11 protein-coding genes and 2 tRNA genes are annotated in these 20,598 nt (G+C 37.6%); 6 read left to right on the forward strand and 7 right to left on the reverse strand.

Annotated features, from left to right (window positions below):
* A partial coding sequence (locus tag ACFINX_RS07465) for a DnaB-like helicase C-terminal domain-containing protein (protein WP_375651335.1) occupies positions 1-230 on the forward strand: 230 nt, incomplete at its 5' end.
* Positions 231-431: 201 nt separating this feature from the next.
* Here the strand turns inward: ACFINX_RS07465 and ACFINX_RS07470 are convergent.
* Positions 432-505 (reverse strand) — tRNA-Gln (locus ACFINX_RS07470).
* Between the two features lie 258 nt (positions 506-763).
* Here ACFINX_RS07470 and ACFINX_RS07475 point away from each other — a divergent pair.
* On the forward strand, positions 764-1,153 hold the full coding sequence (locus ACFINX_RS07475) for a VOC family protein (protein WP_375612407.1): 390 nt from the start codon (positions 764-766) through the stop codon (positions 1,151-1,153).
* 181 nt (positions 1,154-1,334) lie between these two features.
* Positions 1,335-1,466 (forward strand): hypothetical protein, encoded by a 132-nt coding sequence (locus tag ACFINX_RS07480; protein ID WP_375612406.1) that lies wholly within the window; start codon positions 1,335-1,337, stop codon positions 1,464-1,466.
* 1,582 nt (positions 1,467-3,048) lie between these two features.
* Here ACFINX_RS07480 and ACFINX_RS07485 read toward each other — a convergent pair.
* The 6 genes from ACFINX_RS07485 to ACFINX_RS07510 form a co-directional block, all read right to left on the reverse strand.
* Positions 3,049-3,122, reverse strand: a tRNA-Gln gene (locus tag ACFINX_RS07485).
* Positions 3,123-3,186: 64 nt separating this feature from the next.
* Positions 3,187-3,945: an ABC transporter ATP-binding protein gene (locus ACFINX_RS07490; protein ID WP_375668568.1), complete on the reverse strand. Its 759-nt coding sequence runs from the start codon at positions 3,943-3,945 to the stop codon at positions 3,187-3,189.
* Entirely contained in the window at positions 3,942-4,817 is an 876-nt protein-coding gene (locus tag ACFINX_RS07495; RefSeq protein ID WP_375629923.1) for an iron chelate uptake ABC transporter family permease subunit, read from the reverse strand. Before ACFINX_RS07495 ends, ACFINX_RS07490 begins: the two co-directional genes overlap by 4 nt.
* Before the next feature lie 67 nt (positions 4,818-4,884).
* Entirely contained in the window at positions 4,885-5,841 is a 957-nt protein-coding gene (locus tag ACFINX_RS07500; RefSeq protein WP_375632551.1) for an ABC transporter permease, read from the reverse strand.
* Between the two features lie 103 nt (positions 5,842-5,944).
* On the reverse strand, positions 5,945-6,895 hold the full coding sequence (locus tag ACFINX_RS07505; RefSeq protein ID WP_375634799.1) for a siderophore ABC transporter substrate-binding protein: 951 nt from the start codon (positions 6,893-6,895) through the stop codon (positions 5,945-5,947).
* 182 nt (positions 6,896-7,077) lie between these two features.
* Positions 7,078-7,428, reverse strand: coding sequence for a hypothetical protein (locus ACFINX_RS07510; RefSeq protein ID WP_375668569.1), 351 nt, complete (start codon positions 7,426-7,428; stop codon positions 7,078-7,080).
* Between the two features lie 28 nt (positions 7,429-7,456).
* Between ACFINX_RS07510 and ACFINX_RS07515 the strand changes: the two genes are divergently transcribed.
* From ACFINX_RS07515 to ACFINX_RS07525, 3 genes are all read left to right on the forward strand, one after another.
* A complete protein-coding gene (locus ACFINX_RS07515; protein ID WP_375668570.1) occupies positions 7,457-12,655 on the forward strand; it encodes an autotransporter outer membrane beta-barrel domain-containing protein in 5,199 nt (1,732 codons plus the stop codon).
* 678 nt (positions 12,656-13,333) lie between these two features.
* The gene (locus tag ACFINX_RS07520; RefSeq protein WP_375668571.1) at positions 13,334-16,453 is read left to right on the forward strand and encodes an autotransporter outer membrane beta-barrel domain-containing protein; all 3,120 of its coding nucleotides are present in this window, start codon (positions 13,334-13,336) and stop codon (positions 16,451-16,453) included.
* A gap of 1,175 nt (positions 16,454-17,628) precedes the next feature.
* Positions 17,629-20,403 (forward strand): autotransporter outer membrane beta-barrel domain-containing protein, encoded by a 2,775-nt coding sequence (locus tag ACFINX_RS07525; protein ID WP_375621644.1) that lies wholly within the window; start codon positions 17,629-17,631, stop codon positions 20,401-20,403.
* Positions 20,404-20,598 lie beyond the last annotated feature (195 nt).

Consider the following 20,598-nt stretch of genomic DNA (forward strand, 5'->3'; position numbering starts at 1 on the left):
CAATCGAGCAAGATGCCGACATTGTTCTGTTCGTTTATCGTGAAGAATATTATCTCAAAAATGAAGAACCCAAAGAAGGCACTGCTGAGTATAGCAAATGGCAAGAGGCAATGGAGCAAGCCAAGGGTAAAGCTGAGGTTATTATAGCAAAACAACGCCATGGTCCGACAGGAATCGTTCCCCTTGCTTTTCAATCCGACTTTACATGCTTTAGTGATTTGGAAAAATAGGAGCAGAAAAATGCGTTAAAGAGAGCTTTAAATACCCTTTGAAAGGCATTTGAAGACCCTTTGAGAACCCCTTAAAAACTCTTTGAGAAAAAATAAATTGGTACAAAACCTAGTGGCAAAATATACAAAACCCGCTGGCAAGCTACATACAGTCAAAATATACAAAACCCGCTGGCAAGCTACACCGATGACAAGCTACACTGGCTGGGGAACTTGGATTCGAACCAAGATTGACGGAGTCAGAGTCCGCTGTTCTACCATTAAACTATTCCCCAATAAGCCAATTTTACCATCTCTAGCAGATTCTATAGTGTAGGCAAGAGCAAAAAATCTTTAGATTATCAATAATAAAGAGCGATAGGATATCATTACAATCCCAGTAGTGGCGGCCTCGATATTTTAGCATATAGCAATAAGTGAGTAAAAACATATAAATAGAGCACACCGCGAATGGAAGCATCACAAACTCTTGTTGAAATATTCTCTAATAGGTATATCATGTTAGGCAGTTGCTACTAAATCATGGAGAATTAATGAGTAATATTCCTACTTATCCTGTTACCCCAAACCTACAGTTGGTATACGTTTCAAACATAGAGTACTCTACGGCTTTTTACAAATTCATCTTCAAGAAAGAACCTGTGTTTACCTCGCCACGCTATGTTGCATTTGCTTCTTCGGGGGATGCTCTCTTTGCTCTCTGGTCTGGGGGCGATACGCCTGAGGAAAATGCACCTCGTTTTTCAGAAATCGGCATTATGTTGCCTACTGGAGAGGACGTAGATAAGCTCTATGCGGAATGGAAAGAGCAAACCACTGTTGAGATAAATGTTTTGAAGGAACCGTATACTGATGTATTTGGACGTACCTTCCTAATCAAAGATCCAGACGGACATATTATTCGTGTTTGTCCACTGGATTAAAAAGCTTGAGATCTGATCTTTAATTGTCTGAATTATAATACCTGAATTATAATAATTGTCTGTTTCCAAAACCTATAAGCTATGCAAGCTAAGAGGCTTACTTACGACGCGTGGCTTATCCGTTCGGTGCTGTTCCACTATATTCAGCCCCACAACCTGCCTGTTTCCACAGGCGGTCTAATTGGCTTGGACATCAGTCGGCGTTATTGCATGGCCAGCGATCAGTACTTGTAAAATCATAGAAGCTATCCCTTATCGCCTTATGTGGAGTCTTTTATTGGAATGGGAGGAATATTTTTTACAAGGAAATTGATATCTTTATGAAGTTAAAAAGGTTTTGTACATAAAAACTAATAAAATCAATATATTAAGTGCAGTTATTTTGTATGAATCCACTTAAGAATCCCTACTTTTATGCATGTTTGAATTGATCATTTTTTATATAAAATTGCCATGGATGTATAGACTATAAAAAGCAAATCATGATGCAAATACTATAACGCATAGGTGCATTCAAATGAAATGAAAAGCGGTTATCATTCATAACAGGTCATAAATTTTATGATACGTTTTTATCACAGCACAAATCACATTGTTTTAAATTTCAGTCGTTTGGAATTATCAATAACATAAATTGCATACGTTTAAGAATGGGATGTGTTTTGCTCTTTATTTGAGTGCAACCTTAAAAGGAATAATCGTTTGAAACGATCATAAGCTTATAGATTGAGTTCATAAAGATTGCATAAAAGAATTTAAAGACAAGATCGTTTTTAAAAACGCTTACTAAAAAGTTAGTAAATGATAGGCAGGCATTATATAGATACTATCATCACAATATAGAATGAAAATCACAATGTTATGTCTTATGAAATTGAAAGCCTTTTAATGATATAACGCAAGCAAGCGAGAAAAAAACGTTTTAAAAGTTACAGTTTAAAAATACGAAACCAAATGAGCTCTCTCAAAATTTGGGGGGCACCTATTGAAAAAAATGAGGTAGCAAAATTCAAAACCATTGTAACATCTAAGGTATGGGATTTTATTCAATTTTGAGTCAAAAGCTATAATGTTTAAAGATGGCTATTCTAAAGATAACGCCTCCAAAATTGGATTGGTTAATTTTGCCAACTCAAATTTGAGCTGGTTAATTTGCAAAGAAGTTACATTTGAGTGCAAAATGAAAAGATACTTATGAAAGCCTTATTGAGAAGACATTCATTTAAGATGCATTTTCTTTTGATTGGATTGATAAAGTTACCAAGCGTTTATAGATTCTATAATGCTAATGAATGATATCAAATCATAGCTATCATTTACGTTTCTTTTGATAAGTTTTCATATTTCTAAATAGAGCACTTGCAATATGATACGTTTTGTATATATGAATTTATTACTCCATTGTGGATGATTCATTTGAATCTTATAATCAATATCTGAAAGCCGCGTCATATCATTTGGCTCGGCTTTCTTTTTTGAATTCTCTCTTTAGATAGGTTTGTAGCTATTAGATAAGGCTTTCCCGTAAACAGAGCCAGATATACGTGTATTACTATGGAAAGGATTTATTTGCGAGAGGATTACCAGACAATGTTTGTTTTGCTTGCGCAAGAGAAAAATTCTTCTCTCTCAATGATGTGTCTCAGATCTGAAAAATCTTTAGCCAATTTAAGATAAAAGAGGTTGGCACATCTTATACATGTGGTTCAAAGAATCCGCACCGGCTCAAGAGCTTATCATCTCAAATTGCAATTTTTAGAGGAAGAGAAAATATGCATTAAAGGGATTTTAAATAACCCTTGAAAGTTTTTGAAGATCCTTTGAAAAAATAAATTGATGCAAAATCTGCTTTCAAATTATACAAAACCCGATGACAAGCTACAATCATTAAATACTGGCTGGGGAACTTGGATTCGAACCAAGATTGACGAAGTCAAAGTCCGCTGTTCTACCATTAAACTATTCCCCAATAAGCCAATTTTACTATCCCTAGCAGATTCTATAGTGCATGCAAGCGCAAAAAATCTTTATGATTATCGATAATAAAGAGCGATAGGGATGTCATTAATTGTTTTGATTTGAATATCGACATCATAAATGTCTTTAAGAATTTTTGGTTGCATAATTTCTTTTGGAGTCCCACAATAGGCCGCTTTCCCATTTTTCAATGCAACAATCATATCTGAGTAAGATGAGGCAAAATTAATATCGTGCATAACAATAAGGATGGTTTTTTTCAGTTCATCAGCTGTACGGCGTAGCTGCTTCATCATGGAAACGGCATGTTTCATATCCAGATTGTTTAATGGTTCATCTAAAAGAAGATAATCGGTATCTTGACAGAGAACCATGGCGATAAAAGCGCGTTGACGCTGACCGCCAGAAAGCTCATCTAAAAAACGGTCTTTTAAATCTTGTAAGCCGAGATAGCGTAGCGCACTGTCGATAAATTGTTTATCTTCATGTGTATACCAGCCTTTTGAATAAGGATAGCGTCCGAAACTTACTAAATCGTACACGGTTAAGCGAAAAGACAAAGGATTTTCTTGACGCAGAATTGAGAGTTTTTGAGCCAAAATATCGTGGGGCATTTTATCAATATCAAAGCCGTCGATATGAATTGTACCATTATGGTGTGGCAAAAGACGTCTTATCAGCATTAAAAGAGTTGACTTTCCCGAACCATTGGGCCCAATAAGAGAAATAATCCCCCCTTTTGGAAGATGAAGGCATAAATTATCGATAATCAATCGTGCTCCGTAAGCCTTGGAAAGATGATTGATTTCAATCATTTTAGTTTTCCCTTCATCAGTAACATTAAGAAAACAATTCCCCCACAAAACTCAATGATAAAACTTAAACGCCCTGCCATATGAAAAATTTGTTCTAAAATAAATTGTCCCCCCACCAGACAAATAATAGCCAATAATATTGCAATTGGAACAACAATACTGTGTTTTGCTTGAGGAGAAAGTTCATAGGAAAGGTTGGCAACTAACAGTCCAAAAAAGGTGACGGGGCCTACCAATGCGGTGGAAATGGATACGAGAATGGAAATAAAAATAAGGACAGCTGTCGCACTTTTGTGGTAATTAACGCCAAGATTGAGGGCATTTTCACGTCCCAAAGCCAAAATATCAAGAAGATGACGGGAATGCCATCCAATCAGACTCACAATGAAGACAATGATTGTGGCAAAGCTTATTAATGGTGTATTGAATTTATTAAAATTTGCAAACATAATATCGGTTAAATTCATCATTTGGTCTGGATTTAGTTGCAATTGCATAAACATCCGTAAACTGAAAAAAAATCCGCCTAAAACAACACCGATTAAAAGCGTCAAATGAAGTCCTTTTAGGCTTCCTGAAAAGAGCCAGCGAAAAAGGCTTATTGAAAAAAGAATAAGAATGAGGGCTTCAAGAACGAGCTGTCCTTCTTCATTCAAAAAGGGCAAAGAAAGAGAGCCTACAAAATACATTAGGGCAGTCTTTATTAAAATATAAAGCTGATCAAATCCCATAATTGAAGGAGTAAGAAGACGGTTATTAACGATTGTTTGAAATAAAACCGTGGAAACGCTTATTGCATAGGCAATAAGAAGCAAAGAGGAAAGTTTTGTAAGACGAAATTTCCATGTATAAACATTGATGTTCCACGTCATGTAAAGACTAATGACAGTGCATGCTATGATGATAAGTGTTGTTAGTACACATATTGTTTTTCTTCTTCTATCCAAGACGCTTTCTCCAGCGTAAAAGCAGTATCATAAAAATAAAACTACCGATTACACCCATTATGGTGCTGATGGGAATTTCAAGAGAGGGATGAATGATTCGTCCTAAAAGATCACAAATTAAGACCAATCCTGCACCGCTGATGGCCACCCAAGGAGCGGTATAGCGCATATTATCTCCCATGAAACTTGAAACAATATTTGGAATAATCAACCCAACAAAAGGAATACGGCCAATGGTACAGACAACAACAGCAGTGATTGAGGCGACAATAAAAAGACCAAAAAACATGACAACACGATAATTCAATCCAAGGTTATTGGTTAAATCTTCTCCCAAACTTGCAACCGTAAAGCGATCAGCAGTACAATAGGCCAGAATACAAAGGGGAAGGGATAGCCATAAGAGCTCATATTTTCCTTCAAGAACCATCGAAAAACTGCCAAATAAGTAAGCTTGAAGAGAAGGAAGTAACATTTCATAATCTGCAATGGCATTGGTTAAAGAGCCAATAATATAGCTTAGCATAATCCCTGTAAGGGGTACAATGAGAGCAGATTTTAGAGGAATGCGTCGCAATAAAAACATAAAAAGTAAAGTGCCTACCATGGCAAAAATTGTCGCAACGACCATTTTTCCTAAAACAGGAATATCGGGCCCAAAAATCATAATAAAAAGAATGCCAAGGGAAGCAGATTCAATGGTTCCAGTGGTTGATGGTTCGACAAAGCGATTGCGTGTTAATAGTTGCATAATCATGCCTGAAAGTGCAAGTGCTGCGCCTACTAAAAGGATTGCAATGGTACGAGGAAGACGTGTTTGCCAAAAAATAAGCCACGCATGGGGATCGGCTGCGAAAAGGTTAGAAGGTGTGACATCAGAATAACCAACAAAAATGCTGAGGATCGACAGGAAAATTAGAAGTGTTATGGTTATCCAGTAATTCTTCACGTTAAATCATTTTCTAACAAAATCTAAAAAAAGCAAAGACTGCTTAATAAACAACCTCTGCTTTTAAATTTTATTTATATAGCAAGCAAGCTCTTTTGTACGCTTATTTGCTCTTTGTAAAGGCTTCATTGATCTGCTGTGCGGTTTCAATGAGCGCCGTTAAACCACCATTTGCACGATACCAGCTCCAAGAGTCCAAATAAATAATTTGATTTTTTTTGCTTGCTGTTGTGCGGTGAACAAGCTCATTGTTGAGCAATTGTGCTGCGGATTGTCCTTCCCGTCCAATGGCTGCATCGCGATCAATCACCAACAACCAATCAGGATTGGTTTCAAGAATAAATTCAGGAGAAATGAGTTGTCCATGTTTTTGCACGGTAAGTTTATCGGTTGCAGGGGCAATTCCAAAAGCGGAGTGAAAAATATCGAAACGTGATTTTGGTCCGAAAGCACTGATTTTTCCACCAGAGGTCATGAGTATGAGCCCGGTGCCTTTTCCTTGGGTATTTTTACGGACTTCAGCAAAAGCTTCATTGATTTTTGCAATTTCCTTTTCTGCTTCTTGTGTTTTACCAAAAATTTTTCCAAGGATAGACACATTTCGTTTTATATCTTCAAGAGAATTTTCGTTTTCTACGGTTAGATCAATTGTTGGGGCTATTTTGGATAAGTCTTTATATTTTGCTTGAGTTCTGGAGGAAATAATAATCAAATCGGGTTGAAGAGTGGCAATTTTTTCATAATCTGGCTCAAAAACGGTTCCAATTCTTTCATATTTTGCATCGTCAAATTGTTGCAGATAGGAAGGTTTTTTTCCTTCAGGAAGGCCGATAACTGCTTGGATACCAAGGCGATTCATATTATCTAGCGAGGCAAGATCAAACACAACAACCTTTTGCGGAGAAGTGGGAACAGAAGTCGTTCCTGAAACATGATCAATCGTTACATTTGTCTGGGTACTGGTATTTGCAATACTCGTATGAGTCCACAAAATCGTTGCAAAACTAATTGCAACCAGTAAAACAGAAGTCATCCATTTCATATATTTTATCATCGTGATTTTATCCTTTTATCTAATATTACAAAGGTTTGCGCACTTAAAAACTTAACTTTGGTATTTTTATGCACAAAATGAAGCGTAAATAAATAACACTATGTTGTAAAGTTGACTGACATATGTTACAAATCGTTCACTTACCTCATTTTCACTTAATTCTAGTGTTTTTGCAACATTATTTAGAAAGTTTGACATATGATCAATGTATTTAAAAAGCGTACACGTTTGTACGCACTGACAACAAGTGCTTTCTTCTTTTTGCAAGGTGTAGATGTTTCTATAGGGAGTGGTTGGTTCTCATTCTCTTCGCCTATATTATCTCCATTTGCGTCATTTGTTCCTAATTCAGTTTCATCATCTATCTCTGATGCAATCGCTGAAAGGGTAGTTTCACTTGCATTGGATACAGTTAAAACATCTGTCTCTAACTCAATCTCTTCTGTCGCTGACTCAATCTCTTCTATAGTTCCAACGCCTGAATCTCTAGTTACAGGACTATCTTCAGCATTGCAATATTTAGAAGTATTCATTGAACCTAGATCAGAAGCAAAGGGTTCATTGCCTAGAGCGTACGTTTCTATAAGACAACTTCCTGGTTCACGAATACCTCTTTTTGCGCTTTTTCCTAAAGACGGTACAGGTATGTGTGAAAATAGTTCTGGTGAGTCAGAGCGTGGATCCATTATATGTGTAGACGGTGGAGAATATACAATAAAAGGAGGTAAGATTCGTGTAAAAAAATACGGTGATAATGCTGTGTTTGCAGTGGGTCGTCTTGTTATAGATAATGCGAATGGTTCGCGTTCTAGCGTTGTAACGGGAGGTGCAGGTTCCAGAACTGCCAGAACTGCCAGAACTGTTAATAGTCTTGTAGGAGGGAATACCTCCGGACGTGTAAGTGTTGTTGACTCTTCGCGTTCTGGCGTTGTAAGGGGACCTTTATCCAAAACTGTAAATATTGCTAAGGCGACAAGTGTAAAGGTAGAAGGTGTATCTATCGTTGGTGTAGATCCTAAAAGCTTTAGTGCTCAAACTGCTGTTATGGGGTTTGGGAGTGCTGTATTGTCGTTAGCAGGTGCAAAGGTTGAATTGCTGAAGTCAAATATCGAGAACTTTGTTACTGGTCTTGAGGCTGGGTACAAAGGAAATATTCATATGAAGGGAGGAAGCATCAAAAAAACTTTTTTTGGTGCTACAGCTAGTTTTAAATCGTCTATTTTTTTAGAGGGAACAGATATTAATGTGGAAGTCGTTAATGATAAAGTACCTCTGAATGTAGTTGGTTTACATAGTTCTGGTGGATCTCAAATAACGATGAAATCTGGATCAATTACTTTTGCAAAAGGTGGTGTGGGGATTTTGGCGGAAGACGAAGGATTTGTTAAACTAGAAGATGTTAGAATTCGTATTGCTGAAAAAGAGAGAAACAATGAGGAATCTCCAGAAGGAACTTTAGGTGAAGAGGCTGCTTCTAGTGTACTGGATCCGAGTGTTGTTTTTTTATTGGAAGATGGTTTTGTTTCTTCTAATCGTGTAATCTTTAACGGTTCTAATGCTATTGTTCTATGGATAAATAGTAACTACAGTATTGAAAATGGTTTCTTGAGTGTCATTACTCCAAGGTCTAGTAGTGGAAAGGTCGATAGTTTTATTGAATTTGTTGAGAATAATTTTGCTGATGACTATGCCAGCATTAGGTCTGCTATCAATTATTCGGTTATTACAGTAGAAGATAGAGGCTCTTATGGTATATATTTTGGTGAAAGTGAACCGGAATTCGAAAAAAGAAGTTTAGAAACGAACAATCAAAGTGAAGAAGGAGAAGAATCAAGTGCTAGAGTGAAAAGAAGTAGTGATGTTGCAGGAGCAACTACAGCTACAGTAACTACTGGAGGTGTTGTAGAAAGTCAAGCATCTTTCTCGCAAGAACCAGAAGTAGATGGGAGGCATATGGTTCTTTTAAGACGTTCTGTTCTCAAGGTTCCAGATGGTGTGGCCATTTATGGTAACGATTTGAGCGGTTCTGTTGTTTTAGGAGAAGACACATTAGTTTCTGGTGATCTATTATTGCGTGCTACAGGTTCTTCTAGTTTGAAGGTTGTTGCTCATGATTCTAGTATTGTAGGTTCTGCACGCATTGATAGCACCGCGAGTGCAAACCTTTTTTTATCTTATTCAGAATGGTATTTAGCAAAAAGTAAGTATAGTAATGAAGTTTCGGATACAGATTGTATAGATTCTTGTGTTTCGTCTATAGATCTCAAAGATAGTGCTATTGCGTTTTTACGATCTGAAAATAGAGATGGAGGTTATCAAACGCTTCGCGTTGGGGATGGGAACGGCACGGTTTACTCTGCTTCTGGAGATTCTTATATTTACTTTAATGCGCGTTTAGTTCCTAATACTTCGGATAGTGATCAAATGTCTGACAGGCTTTTGATTCATGGTGATGTTGCTGGAAAAACGATAGTGCGTGTAAAAGATACTTCAGAAGGAACACAACAAGATGAGAATCAATCTCATAGTATTTCAATTATTCAGGTCTTTGGACAAGCAGAGGCGGATTCTTTTAGGCTAGACGGTGATTATATTACACGAGAAGGGTCGCCTTATAAGTATATTCTTCACGCTTATGGTCCAACCATTTCTTCTTCGGAAATGCGACCTTTTGATGAGAAATTAATTGCGAGTAGTGGAAATGCGAATAGTAGAAGTGTTTGGGATTTTCGCTTAGAAAATCAATATGTTGTTCCTCGTGTTTCTAATACTGTCACTGACGCTCGTGGAAGAGGAGATAGTGGTGGTTTGGCGGAACCTTCTGTGTCTGGAGAATCTGGAGCTATAATTTCTCCTTCAAGTGTTTCACTTTTGAGATCTGATACAGGTGGTGTACATCAGGAATTTGCATCTATAGGATCGGCGGCTGCATCTGGCGTAAAACCTAGTAGACCTGTTGGGCGTATTCTTGTATTGGGTCGTTCTGGTGATGTTTCTTCTCAGTGTAATGATATACAGAACAATAGCGAAGAGAGTAATGCTGTGGAGAAAGCTCTTTATGCATGCGGTGATGGTAAGACACATACAATAAAAAATCTTATACTGAAAGGGAATGATAAAGTTCAGCATTCTATGCATGCACAGAATGAGAATACAGTTATTAAGTTGGAGAATGCTACAATTATGGGGGGGGGTGATAATGAAAGCAATGTTGATCTTACTGAATTAAAGGCTGTGAGTGCTGTTCTTGCAGAAGATAGCGCAGAAGTCGTTTTGGAAAAAAGTTCAACAATTCAATCTTCTCTAATTGGGCTTGAAGCGCAAAGGGGCGGAAAGATTACGATGAACGCTGGAACAGTCAATGCGCGTTATGTGGGCGCTTTGGCAGGTTCTGGATCATCTGTTAATTTAAAGGATACGAAAATTAACGTAACGGGGAATTTGGCTGTGGCTGGTCTAGCGAGTCAGGTTGGTGAGATAACTATGAATTCTGGAACTATTACTCTGGAAAAGGGAGTAGCAGTAAGGTCAGAATCTGGGGGCAGCGTTAAATTAGACAAAGTGAGAATTATTGCGAAAAAAGGACAGGGTAAGTTAGATTCTGTAGATAACTTTGGGCGTGCAGCTTTTCTGTTGATTGATAATGGTTCTGTTGATTTTAAAAATGGGAGTGTTGTGACTGATGCTCGTGCTTTGTGGATTGTGAATGGTAGTGGGAATGAGACGACTTCTCCTAGAAAAAAGAGATCATCTGACGTTCGTCCTACTATGAATCACGTAAATATCGAGTCTTCTACTGTTAAAGTAGAAGGTGAAGGAACCTATGGTATATATTTTGATGGTCTAACGCTGAAAGAAGGGAGTGAGAAAACTCGAAGTCAGAATCTAGAAACTGCGCAAACAGGCGTTGCTAAGCGGAGTACTGTGTCCAAACAGGAAAAAACGCCTATAGGCATAACAGGGACAGTTTCGTTGAAAAAAACTGATTTTGAAATTGCAAATGGTATAGCTATCTATGGTAATAATTCTGGTGGTCGTGTTTCATTAGAAAATAAAACAACCCTTGCTGGTGACTTGTTATTAAAAGCCGAGAATGATTCGAACATATCGGTTTCAGTTGACAGTTCTATTGTTACAGGCGGTGTTCGCGTTGATAAAAATTCTTATGCAAAATTAGACTTGGCTAATAATTCACAGTGGATTCTAAAAAGAAGTGCACAGAGGAATTTGGGGACTCTAGATTCAGGATGTGTGGATTCATGCATTTCTTCTGTAAGTCTTGTAAATAGTGCTATTGATTTTGCACCTTCGGAATCTGAAGGAAAATATCAGACTCTCCATATTGGAAATGGGAAAGGAACTGTTTATGCGGCACAGGGTAATGCTGTAATTCATCTCAATGCACGTTTAAATCCTCGTGATCCGAGTGATCAGCAAGTCACTGATCGGCTTGTCATTCATGGTGATGTTTCTGGAAAAACAAAAATACATGTACGAGGTGATGCGGGCAATGTAGGAGATGGTAAAGCGAATGCCAAGATTGCTCATACTGTTTCAATTATTCAGGTCTATGGTCAAGCGAAGAACGACTCTTTCCAACTCGATGGCAATTATGTTGCACTGAGAAACTCACCTTACAAATACACCCTTCGTGCTTATGCTCCAGAAGCGACTTCGAAACAGGAGCATGTTCAGCAGAAATTTGTTAAGGATGGTGGAGAATTTTGGAATTTCCGTTTAGAAAATCAGTATGTTAAGTCTGTTGGATCTGCTGCCCTTCCTGAACAATTTGTAAGGTCTGTTGTTCCACAGGTTCCAACTTATCTCAGCTTGCCTAATAGTGTATTCCACGCTGGTTTAATGGATATTAGCAATCAAAATAAGCAATTGGAGACGTTGCGGATGACTTCTACAGGAATGGTAGAGGTTCGTGAAAATCCCGCTTTATACTTGCGCGGCTATGGTGGAAGTTACCGTTATGCTTCAGATCTTTCCGCACTTGAATATGGTTACGGAGGTGATCTTAGTTATAATGGTGTAGAGGCAGGTGTTTTGCTGCAAACTATTGAAAATGCTGACAGTGCTATATCCTTTGGCGTTATGGGAACTTATGGAAAACTTTCTCTGCAGCCTGTGAATGTTGAGTACAGTCAGAAGAGTGCATTTGATAAATGGACTGCTACGGTATATGGTAGCATGCAGCATAATGTTGGCTTCTATGTCGATGGTCTTTTATCCTATGGTCTGTTCAAAGGTGATGTTCTCACCCTTGCACGGGGTAAAACAGCAACATTAAAAGGTAATCCTTTGAGTGTTTCTTTAGCTGGTGGTCAGACAATTATGACAGGATATAAGGGCTTTGTCTTTGATCCGCAGGTTCAGGTTGTGTATCAACATCTCCGGTTTGATAAGGCCCGTGATATCGACAATTTTAATATTGAAATGGGTAACCTTAATCAGTGGGTAGCACGTGTTGGTGGACGTTTAACCAAGATTCCTACAGGTTCTGAAGGCGTGGATGCTGTTGCTTTCTATGGTAAGCTTTATCTTGCTCATGGTTTTGAAGGAAAACAGTCTGTGCATTTCAATGATGCTTTCAAGTTAGGAGCTTTTGGTTCTTCTCTAGAGGCTGGATTAGGTTTTAATGCCAAATTGTTGCCACAGTTCTCTCTGCATGCTGATATTCTCTATCAACATAAGCTTAATAAGGCTGGTTTTTCGGGAACAAGTTTTTCCGGAGGAATACGTTACCAGTTTTAATATAAGGTACACTATGTACCTTTTTAGAAAAGGCAGCACATTGTGCTGCCTTTTTTCTTTGTAACAACTTGTGTTGTCTTTAAAAGATTTTCGTCTTCTTGATTGAGCAAAAAAAAACATAGTTTGTTTTGTGTGTGAGAGCACTTTTCTCCGCTAAAGCGAATTTTCTTAAAATTTATGCTGCTACTGATGCGATAGAGTGCTTCGCTTTTATCGGCTTTTTAAGCGTTCAGCAGACCGGTATGCGTTACGTTATCCTTTTTGGTACTGTATTGATATTATCTAATATAATATTTGATGTTTTCTAAAGCTCGTTTTTGAGAGTTTGTTTTTTACGGATTTAAATCATTGTTTCATTCATCTCCTTGTGGATTAATTTTTAAAGTTCACAAGGTTAGATTGTGTTTTTAATTAATTGCACGCATTGGTTTCATTTTTTCTTTACACGAAATACAGAATGCATTATACACTTATAAATTGTGTTTTGTTGTTATTCTCTTATAGATGGTTTTTAGCGTAGAGCTTTTGCCAAATTTATTGGGATAATTCATTGCACAGTTCAGATGAGCATGAGGCATGTTCTTTTGTTACACTTTTCGTATTTTTGAGGTGTGCAATGGGGTGTTTTGTAAGTGCTTTTGTTTTTAATGAGAGGGGAAGGAAAGTTTCGAGGGAACTATGATTAAAGTTTTTAGAAATCATGTATGTTTATGTGCTTGTACAACAGCTATCCTCTCTTTGCTTCAAAATGGAAGAGAAGTGTATGCCGCTACAGAGGAGGTCGGTAAACCTTATGTTATAACTGTTACTCCGATTAACGGTATTAGTGTTACTTCTGGTCCTCATCTTAGTGGGAGTAATGCGTATAAGCCTCCCTTTAGTGGAGAGAGTGGGCAGAATTATTATCCTCCTAATATGATTCCTGTTGGCAATAACGATGAGGGTATTCGTGGGGGAAGTGATTATCGTGGGTTGAGTGGAATGGAGGGATCGAATAATGGTCATATAGATAACTCTGTTAAAGATGCAGGCTTTGATGAAAGAGGTATAAAGCGTGGGTTTTATTACTATGATGGGTTGTATTATATATGCGATAATTGCAGGGAATCCAAAATTGATAATAAATCTTATAGGATTACAAATAAGAACGTTTCCAATTATCCTGATGATCCTACTGCTATAACGGTAAAAGGAATAGGCACAAGGGTTAGTGGGGAGGATGTAACGGTTAGTAGTCAAGTTGCTGATAAAACTTTTCTAGTGGGGGTGCATGTATTAGAGAACGGTAAGATTGTTTTGGAAGATCCGATTATCAAAAATACAGTTATAGCCCTTCGTGCGAGTGATGGAGTGATTGAGGTAAAAAATGGAAAAATTAAGGAAAGTCATGAGGGTGTTGATGCAACAGAGAATTCGTTTGTTCTTTTAGAGGATACAGAAATTAAGACAGCTAATGGGAATGCAAGTCTTTTAAGTTATGATCATTCAGAAATTTGGATGTCAGGTGGATCAGTTGATTTTATGAACAGCCATGGGATTTCTTCGATGTTAGGTGGAAAAGTAAATCTCGAGAATGTTAAAATTACTGGGAAGGGTGATAAAGGTAAGGATCGTGCGGTTGTGCATATGGATTTAGGGGGGGCTGTTAATTTAGAGGGTAATATTGTTAGTACTGGTGGGGGTATCCATGGCATATTATTAGAAAATATAGTCAATTCTATTCCTCTTCAGGAAGTTAAAGATTTATCAAATGAGGATTCTGATTCAAAGATTCCTGTGACTGAAGTTAATATGAAATCCTCTTCTGTTACCGTAAATGGTAAGGGATCTTATGGTATCTATTTTCGGGGAGAGAAGCCATGGAGTGAAGGTGGGGATAAAAAAGAAGAAATTTCATCAGAGGAAGAAAAAGTTCCACCACGATTAGAAGTTGTTAATTTGGATAAAACAGAGTTTTCTGTTTTAGACGATGCGGCTCTTTATGGTAAAAACATGATTTCTGGTGCGGTGGGGTTGGTACACAGCACTCTTCGTTCAGGGAATTTTTTATTAAAAGCTGAGGAAGGTGCTTCTATAACAGTTTTGGCGGATGCTTCTACTCTTGAGGGTCGCACACACGTTGATAAAGACTCTAATGCTGAGCTTTATTTGGGAGGCCGTTCTAAATGGATTTTACAACAACCGTTGCAAAAAGATCAACACGAGGCTGCACATGATTCTTCTATTTCACTCGTGAGTCTTATGGATGAGAGCTCTATTAATTTTAAAAGACACGAATCTTCTTCTGTTGATGATTATCAAACCCTTCGTATTGGAAAGGGAAAGGGTGAAGTTTATAGAGTACGGGATGGTGCCTCTATTTCCCTTAATACATATCTGAATAGTGGTGGTGCTCTTAATCATCAAAAGACGGATCGTGTTTTAATTCATGGTGATGTTTCGGGAAAAACAAAGCTCCAAGTGCATGGAGTTGCAGGAAGTCCAGGAGGATATACGGGAAAGGGGGGGAATGCTGAAGGTATTTCAGTCATTCAGGTTTCTGGACAAGCAAAGCAAGATTCTTTTCAGTTGGAAGGTGGTTATGTAGCCTTAAACGAATTACCTTATCAGTATAAGCTTTATAGTTATGGTCCAGAATCTGAGTTTGGAAAAGCAAGTATGGATCAGAGATTAGTTGAAGGTAACGGGGAATTTTGGGATTTTCGCCTTGAAAGTAGGTCTATAGATTCTGATGTTCAACCTAAACCAGATCCTTCTCCTAAGCCAATTCCGGGACCAGAACCTTCTCCAGAACCAGCTCCGGAGCCTCATCCTCGTCCTAAGCCGGGCGTTAAGGCTGTTGTTCCGCAGGTTCCGACTTATCTCCTTTTGCCTAATGCCTTACGTCATATTGGTTTGATGAATGTTAACAATCAAAATAAGCGGTTAGAAGCTTTGCGAATTACTTCTGGGGGCTTATTAGAAAGTCGTGAAAATCCTCTCTTTTTTGTGAGCGGTTATGGCGGCAATCATCGTTATACTTCAAATCTTTCCACGCTTGAATATGGTTATGGCGGCGAGTTTGATTATAATGCACTAGAGGCAGGTGTTTTGCTGAAAGCAATCGAAAATATGTATGGTTCCACTTCTTTTGGAGTTATCGGGGCTTACGAGAGATTTTCTTTGCAACCTTTGAATGTTGAGCAGAGTCAAAAAAGTACATTTGATAAATGGTCAGTTACGGCATATGGTGGTATGCAGCATGATGCAGGTTTTTACGTTGATGGTCTTGTGTCTTACGGCTTGTTTAAAGGTGATGTTCTAACAACTGCACGTGGCAAGACGGCAACATTAAAGGGTTTCCCTTTAAGTGCTTCATTGACTGCTGGTAAAACGTTTATGGTGGGGGAAGACGGTTTTGTTTTTGATCCGCAAGTTCAGGTTGTTTATCAATATCTTCAATTTAATAAGGTGCGTGATGTGGATGGCTTTGATATTGATTTAGGAAAGCTTCATCAGTGGGTAGGGCGTGTTGGAGGGCGTTTAACAAAGAGGCTGGTTGCTACTGATGAGGCTCAGGTTGTTTCTTTCTATGGCAAGCTTCATCTTGCTCATGGTTTTGAAGGAAAACAATTTGTGCATTTTAAAGATGCTTTCCAGCTAGGTGCTTTTGGTTCTTCATTAGAAACAGGATTAGGTTTTAATGCCCAATTGTCTCAAAAATTTGCGCTTTACGGCGATTTGGTTTATCAGCACAAACTAACGAAGGCTGGTTTTTCTGGAACGAGTTTTTCAGGTGGATTGCGTTATCATTTCTAGTGTTGTTCCTGTTTTTGATTAATCTTTCAAAAAGCCACAAGTTGTACTTGTGGCTTTTCTCATTATCTATTCATCTTGTGTTATAGCATTTTTACGAGAGTATGACTTTGCATATCTTTAATATGCTTTTAGGTTGGACTTCTTTCATTTTTTTGAAAAGTCTGAAGAGTTTGTACGTTATTGTTTCAAAACGCGTATTTCAGAGTGATTATTATATTATTTATAATGTTTTGATTTATAAAGATATTTTTAATTTAGGGTGCTGAAATATTTTCAAGGATTTTATGATGAATCCATAAAAAGCATTCCTTTGTCTATTATATGTAAAATTGGCAGGTGGATAATCATTTAAGAAAGGAGTCAATATAATTTGGGGAATTATATTAAGAGGAGAGGATTTACAATATTAGAAATTAGCAAAGACAAAGATGCTACTCAGGCACAATGAGGGCTGTATCCGATGAACTTGATATTATATCCGCTGTCGTTGTGAAATGGGGATGGAAAAAATGAGAGATATCTGAGAAAATTGGTGAATGAGAAACATAATGACGTATTGTTTTTTGAAAGTGTGTTTTCTTTAAATGCATAAATAAAAAGATGAAGTCATGTGTCATCTTCACTTTTTAAAATATGGCTCTGAATGTTTTTGAATATTGTAAAGTTGAATTAAAAGGAAAAGGTAAAATCGGAACTGATTTTTACACGTTCCTACTTTTTATTAGACTGTCTTACCATGAAGATTGCCTAAAAGGCATATGTGAACTCTTGTTTCTCAATTTTGGCATATGTTTTGTCTGCTTACAGAGTGTACACTGTTTCAATATAATATTATCGTAAGGATGTTGATTATATCCGTTCTGGCGGTGATTAGACGGCAGTTAAAGTAGGTGTTCTTAATGCATGTCAACTGACTAAGGGTGTTTTTGACTAACAACGTTAAAGGTGATTTTTCTGTCGTTCTTCAGTTATATTTTTGCAAATTCTTTGTAAAAGCGACAGATTTAGATTGTATTTTCGAGTAATTTTTTTATTCCATATTTACATAAAACACAAAAAATATTAATAAACTCACGATATTAAAACCTAAACGTATTAAATATTTTTCTTTTGGTTAAGTTTTTTGATACGTTATGTATAGATCTTAGTAAGAAGAGGGGGGTTATGGTGGAATTATGGTCAATCTATTTAAAAATCGCTTCTCCTTATGTACTTTTACAACGGCACTTCTTTTTTTGACACACAATGTTGGTGTTTTTGCACGCAATGCTGAATCTCAGGTTATCTCTGGAAAAAAGCAGTCTTCATGTGATCAGAATGCAGCATTTTATCAGTGTTCTGATGGTGGAGCGCACGAAATTAATAATAAAGTTTATTCGTTAATGGATAAAAATGTTAATGGTGTTCATGGAGCCATGGAGGCGTCTAAGGAAGGTACAATTATTCGTGGCAAGAATATAACTGTTAAGGGTATTTTGGATGAAAAGAATAACTCGGAAAACAATTTTTGGAAATATGGAGTAAAGGTATCAGAAGAAGCGGGCGTCTTTCTGAGCGATTCCACGTTGAGTGGGGTTTTAGTGGGGGTGGAAGCTCAAGGTGGATTCATCGTAATGTCTGGTGGATCAATTGATGCAATCAAAGTGGGGGCTTTTGCTGGAGGAAAATCTCAAAGTGGTGTTGATTTAACGAATACGCAAATTAGCCTAGGGAGAGTTGGGGTTAAAGCAGAAGAAAAAGGATATCTTATTTTAGAGGGTGTCTCTATTACCGGCAAGGGGAGTACCGGCAAGGATGATCAAGGGCTGGATGCAGGTCGTCAGGCAGCTTTTCATATATCTGAAGATGGTTATGTTCAGTTTATGAAAGGTTCTGTTGATGTTACTGATGCTCATGGGCTTTTATTGCAGGGAGATAAAGCTCCTCAGATTAATATTGGAGATTCCAATATTACAGTGAAAGGTAATGCATTTTATGGTATACACTTTGAAGGTGTGGCAGCATCAGAAGGTTCGTCAGAGGGAAAATCATTGCGCGTTGATTTGAAAAAGACGCGTTTTGTCGTTCCAGATAGTATAGCTGTTTATAGCAGTCAATCTGGAAAATCTAAAATATTTTTAAAGGAAACAAAGCTTTTTGGGGATTTGTTGCTGAAGGCTGATCGTAACTCTTCTATAGAGGTTGTTGCTGATGCTTCTGCACTTGTCGGTCAAACTCAGGTTGATAACAGTTCTAAAGTCGACCTTATCTTGGGAAATAATTCACAGTGGGCTTTATTGCAACCAAGACAGAAAAAATTACAAGATCCTAATTATAGAGGTGTTTCGTTTATTTCATCGGTACACCTTTCTAATAGTTCCATTACTTTTGAAAAACCAAAGTCCAGTACTAATCATGCATATCAAACGCTTTATATTGGAAAAGGAACAGGTATTGTTTATCAGGCTTTTGGTGATGCTTGGATTCATTTGAATGCACGTTTAAATCCTAGTGATACAAGTGATCATCAAGTAACGGATCGGCTTCTCATTCATGGTGACGTTAAGGGAAGAACTATAGTCCATATACAAGGGGTTGCGGGAGGTTTAGAAGAAAAAAACGAAAAAGCGCATAGTGTTTCAATTATTCAAGTTTATGGAGATGCATCGTATGACTCTTTTCAACTGAATGGGCAGTATGTTGCATTAAATGGCGCGCCTTATAAATATGTTCTTCGTTCTTATGGCCCAAGTGTTACTAGAGGGGAGGAGCATGTTAAACAGAGATTTGCTTTGAACGGAGGAGCATTTTGGAATTTTCGTTTAGAAAATGAATATGTTCAAACTGCTGATTATAGAGAAACTCCTATGGTTTCTCAACGTACACCTCCTGCACGTGCTTCTGTTGAGGATATTATTCCCGAATCTTCTGGTGATGTTGTTCCAGCGTCTTCTACAGATAGTCTTTCTGAAATTGAAAATGTTTCTCCGTCTCAACGAGGTGTAAGATCTGTTGTTCCTCAGGTGCCAACTTATCTACTTTTGCCGAATAGTTTGTTCCACGCTGGTTTGATAGATATCAGCAATCAAAACAAGCAGTTGGAGATAGTACGGACTAATCTTAGTGGAATGTTGCAAATTCATGAAAATTCTGCTTCATTTTTGCGTGGCTATGGTGGAAGTTATCGTTATGCCTCAGATTTATCTGCGCTTGAATATGGTTATGGGGGAGATCTAGGGTACTATGCACTAGAGACAGGTGTTTTGCTACAAACTGTTGAAAATGTTGACAGTGTTATATCCTTTGGGGTGATGGGGTCTTATGGAAAGCTTTCTCTACAACCTCGAGATGTTGCACAAAGCCAAAAAAGTACATTTGATAAATGGACTGCTACAGTTTATGGAAGTATGCAGCATGATGTAGGATTCTATGTTGATGGTTTGTTATCTTATGGTCTGTTTAAGGGAGATGTTCTGACAACTGCGCGGGGTAAAACGGCAACATTGAAGGGTAACCCTTTAAGTGTTTCCTTGATGAGTGGTCAGAAAATTGCCACAGGATATGAAGGTGTTGTTTTTGATCCACAGGTTCAGGTTGTTTATCAGCATCTTCAATTTAATGAGGCCCGCGATATTGATAATTTTAATATTGAGATGGATAAACTTGATCAATTGATGGTGCGTATGGGTGGTCGCTTGATAAAGACTCTTACTGCGTCTGAAAAAGATCGTGATGTTTCTTTTTATGGAAAGATTCATTTTGCCCATGATTTTGGAAAAGAAAGGTCTGTGCGCTTTAAAGATTCTTTCCAGTTAGGGGCTTTTGGTTCTTCTCTAGAGGCTGGATTAGGTCTTAATGCTCGCTTGTCTCAAAAATTTGCGCTTCATGGTGATTTGGTTTATCAGCATAAGTTGAGTAAAGGTGGTTTTTCTGGAATCAGTTTTTCTGGTGGATTGCGCTATCGTTTTTAGGATGATCACCTTGAGGTAAGTTGTTTAAAAAACCACAAGCATAGCTTGTGGTTTTTTATTATTTGTTTGCAACTTTTTAAATAAGTTTTTTAAAAAAATGTTTTTTTGCATGAGCAAGTTTGTTTCTTTTTAGAAACGAGATAAGGCTTTCTGGTTTGCAGTTTTTGCTTCTTATGCTGTTTTTCTTCTTTGAGT

Source organism: Bartonella sp. AP36NXGY (assembly GCF_042195865.1).
GTDB lineage: Bacteria > Pseudomonadota > Alphaproteobacteria > Rhizobiales > Rhizobiaceae > Bartonella.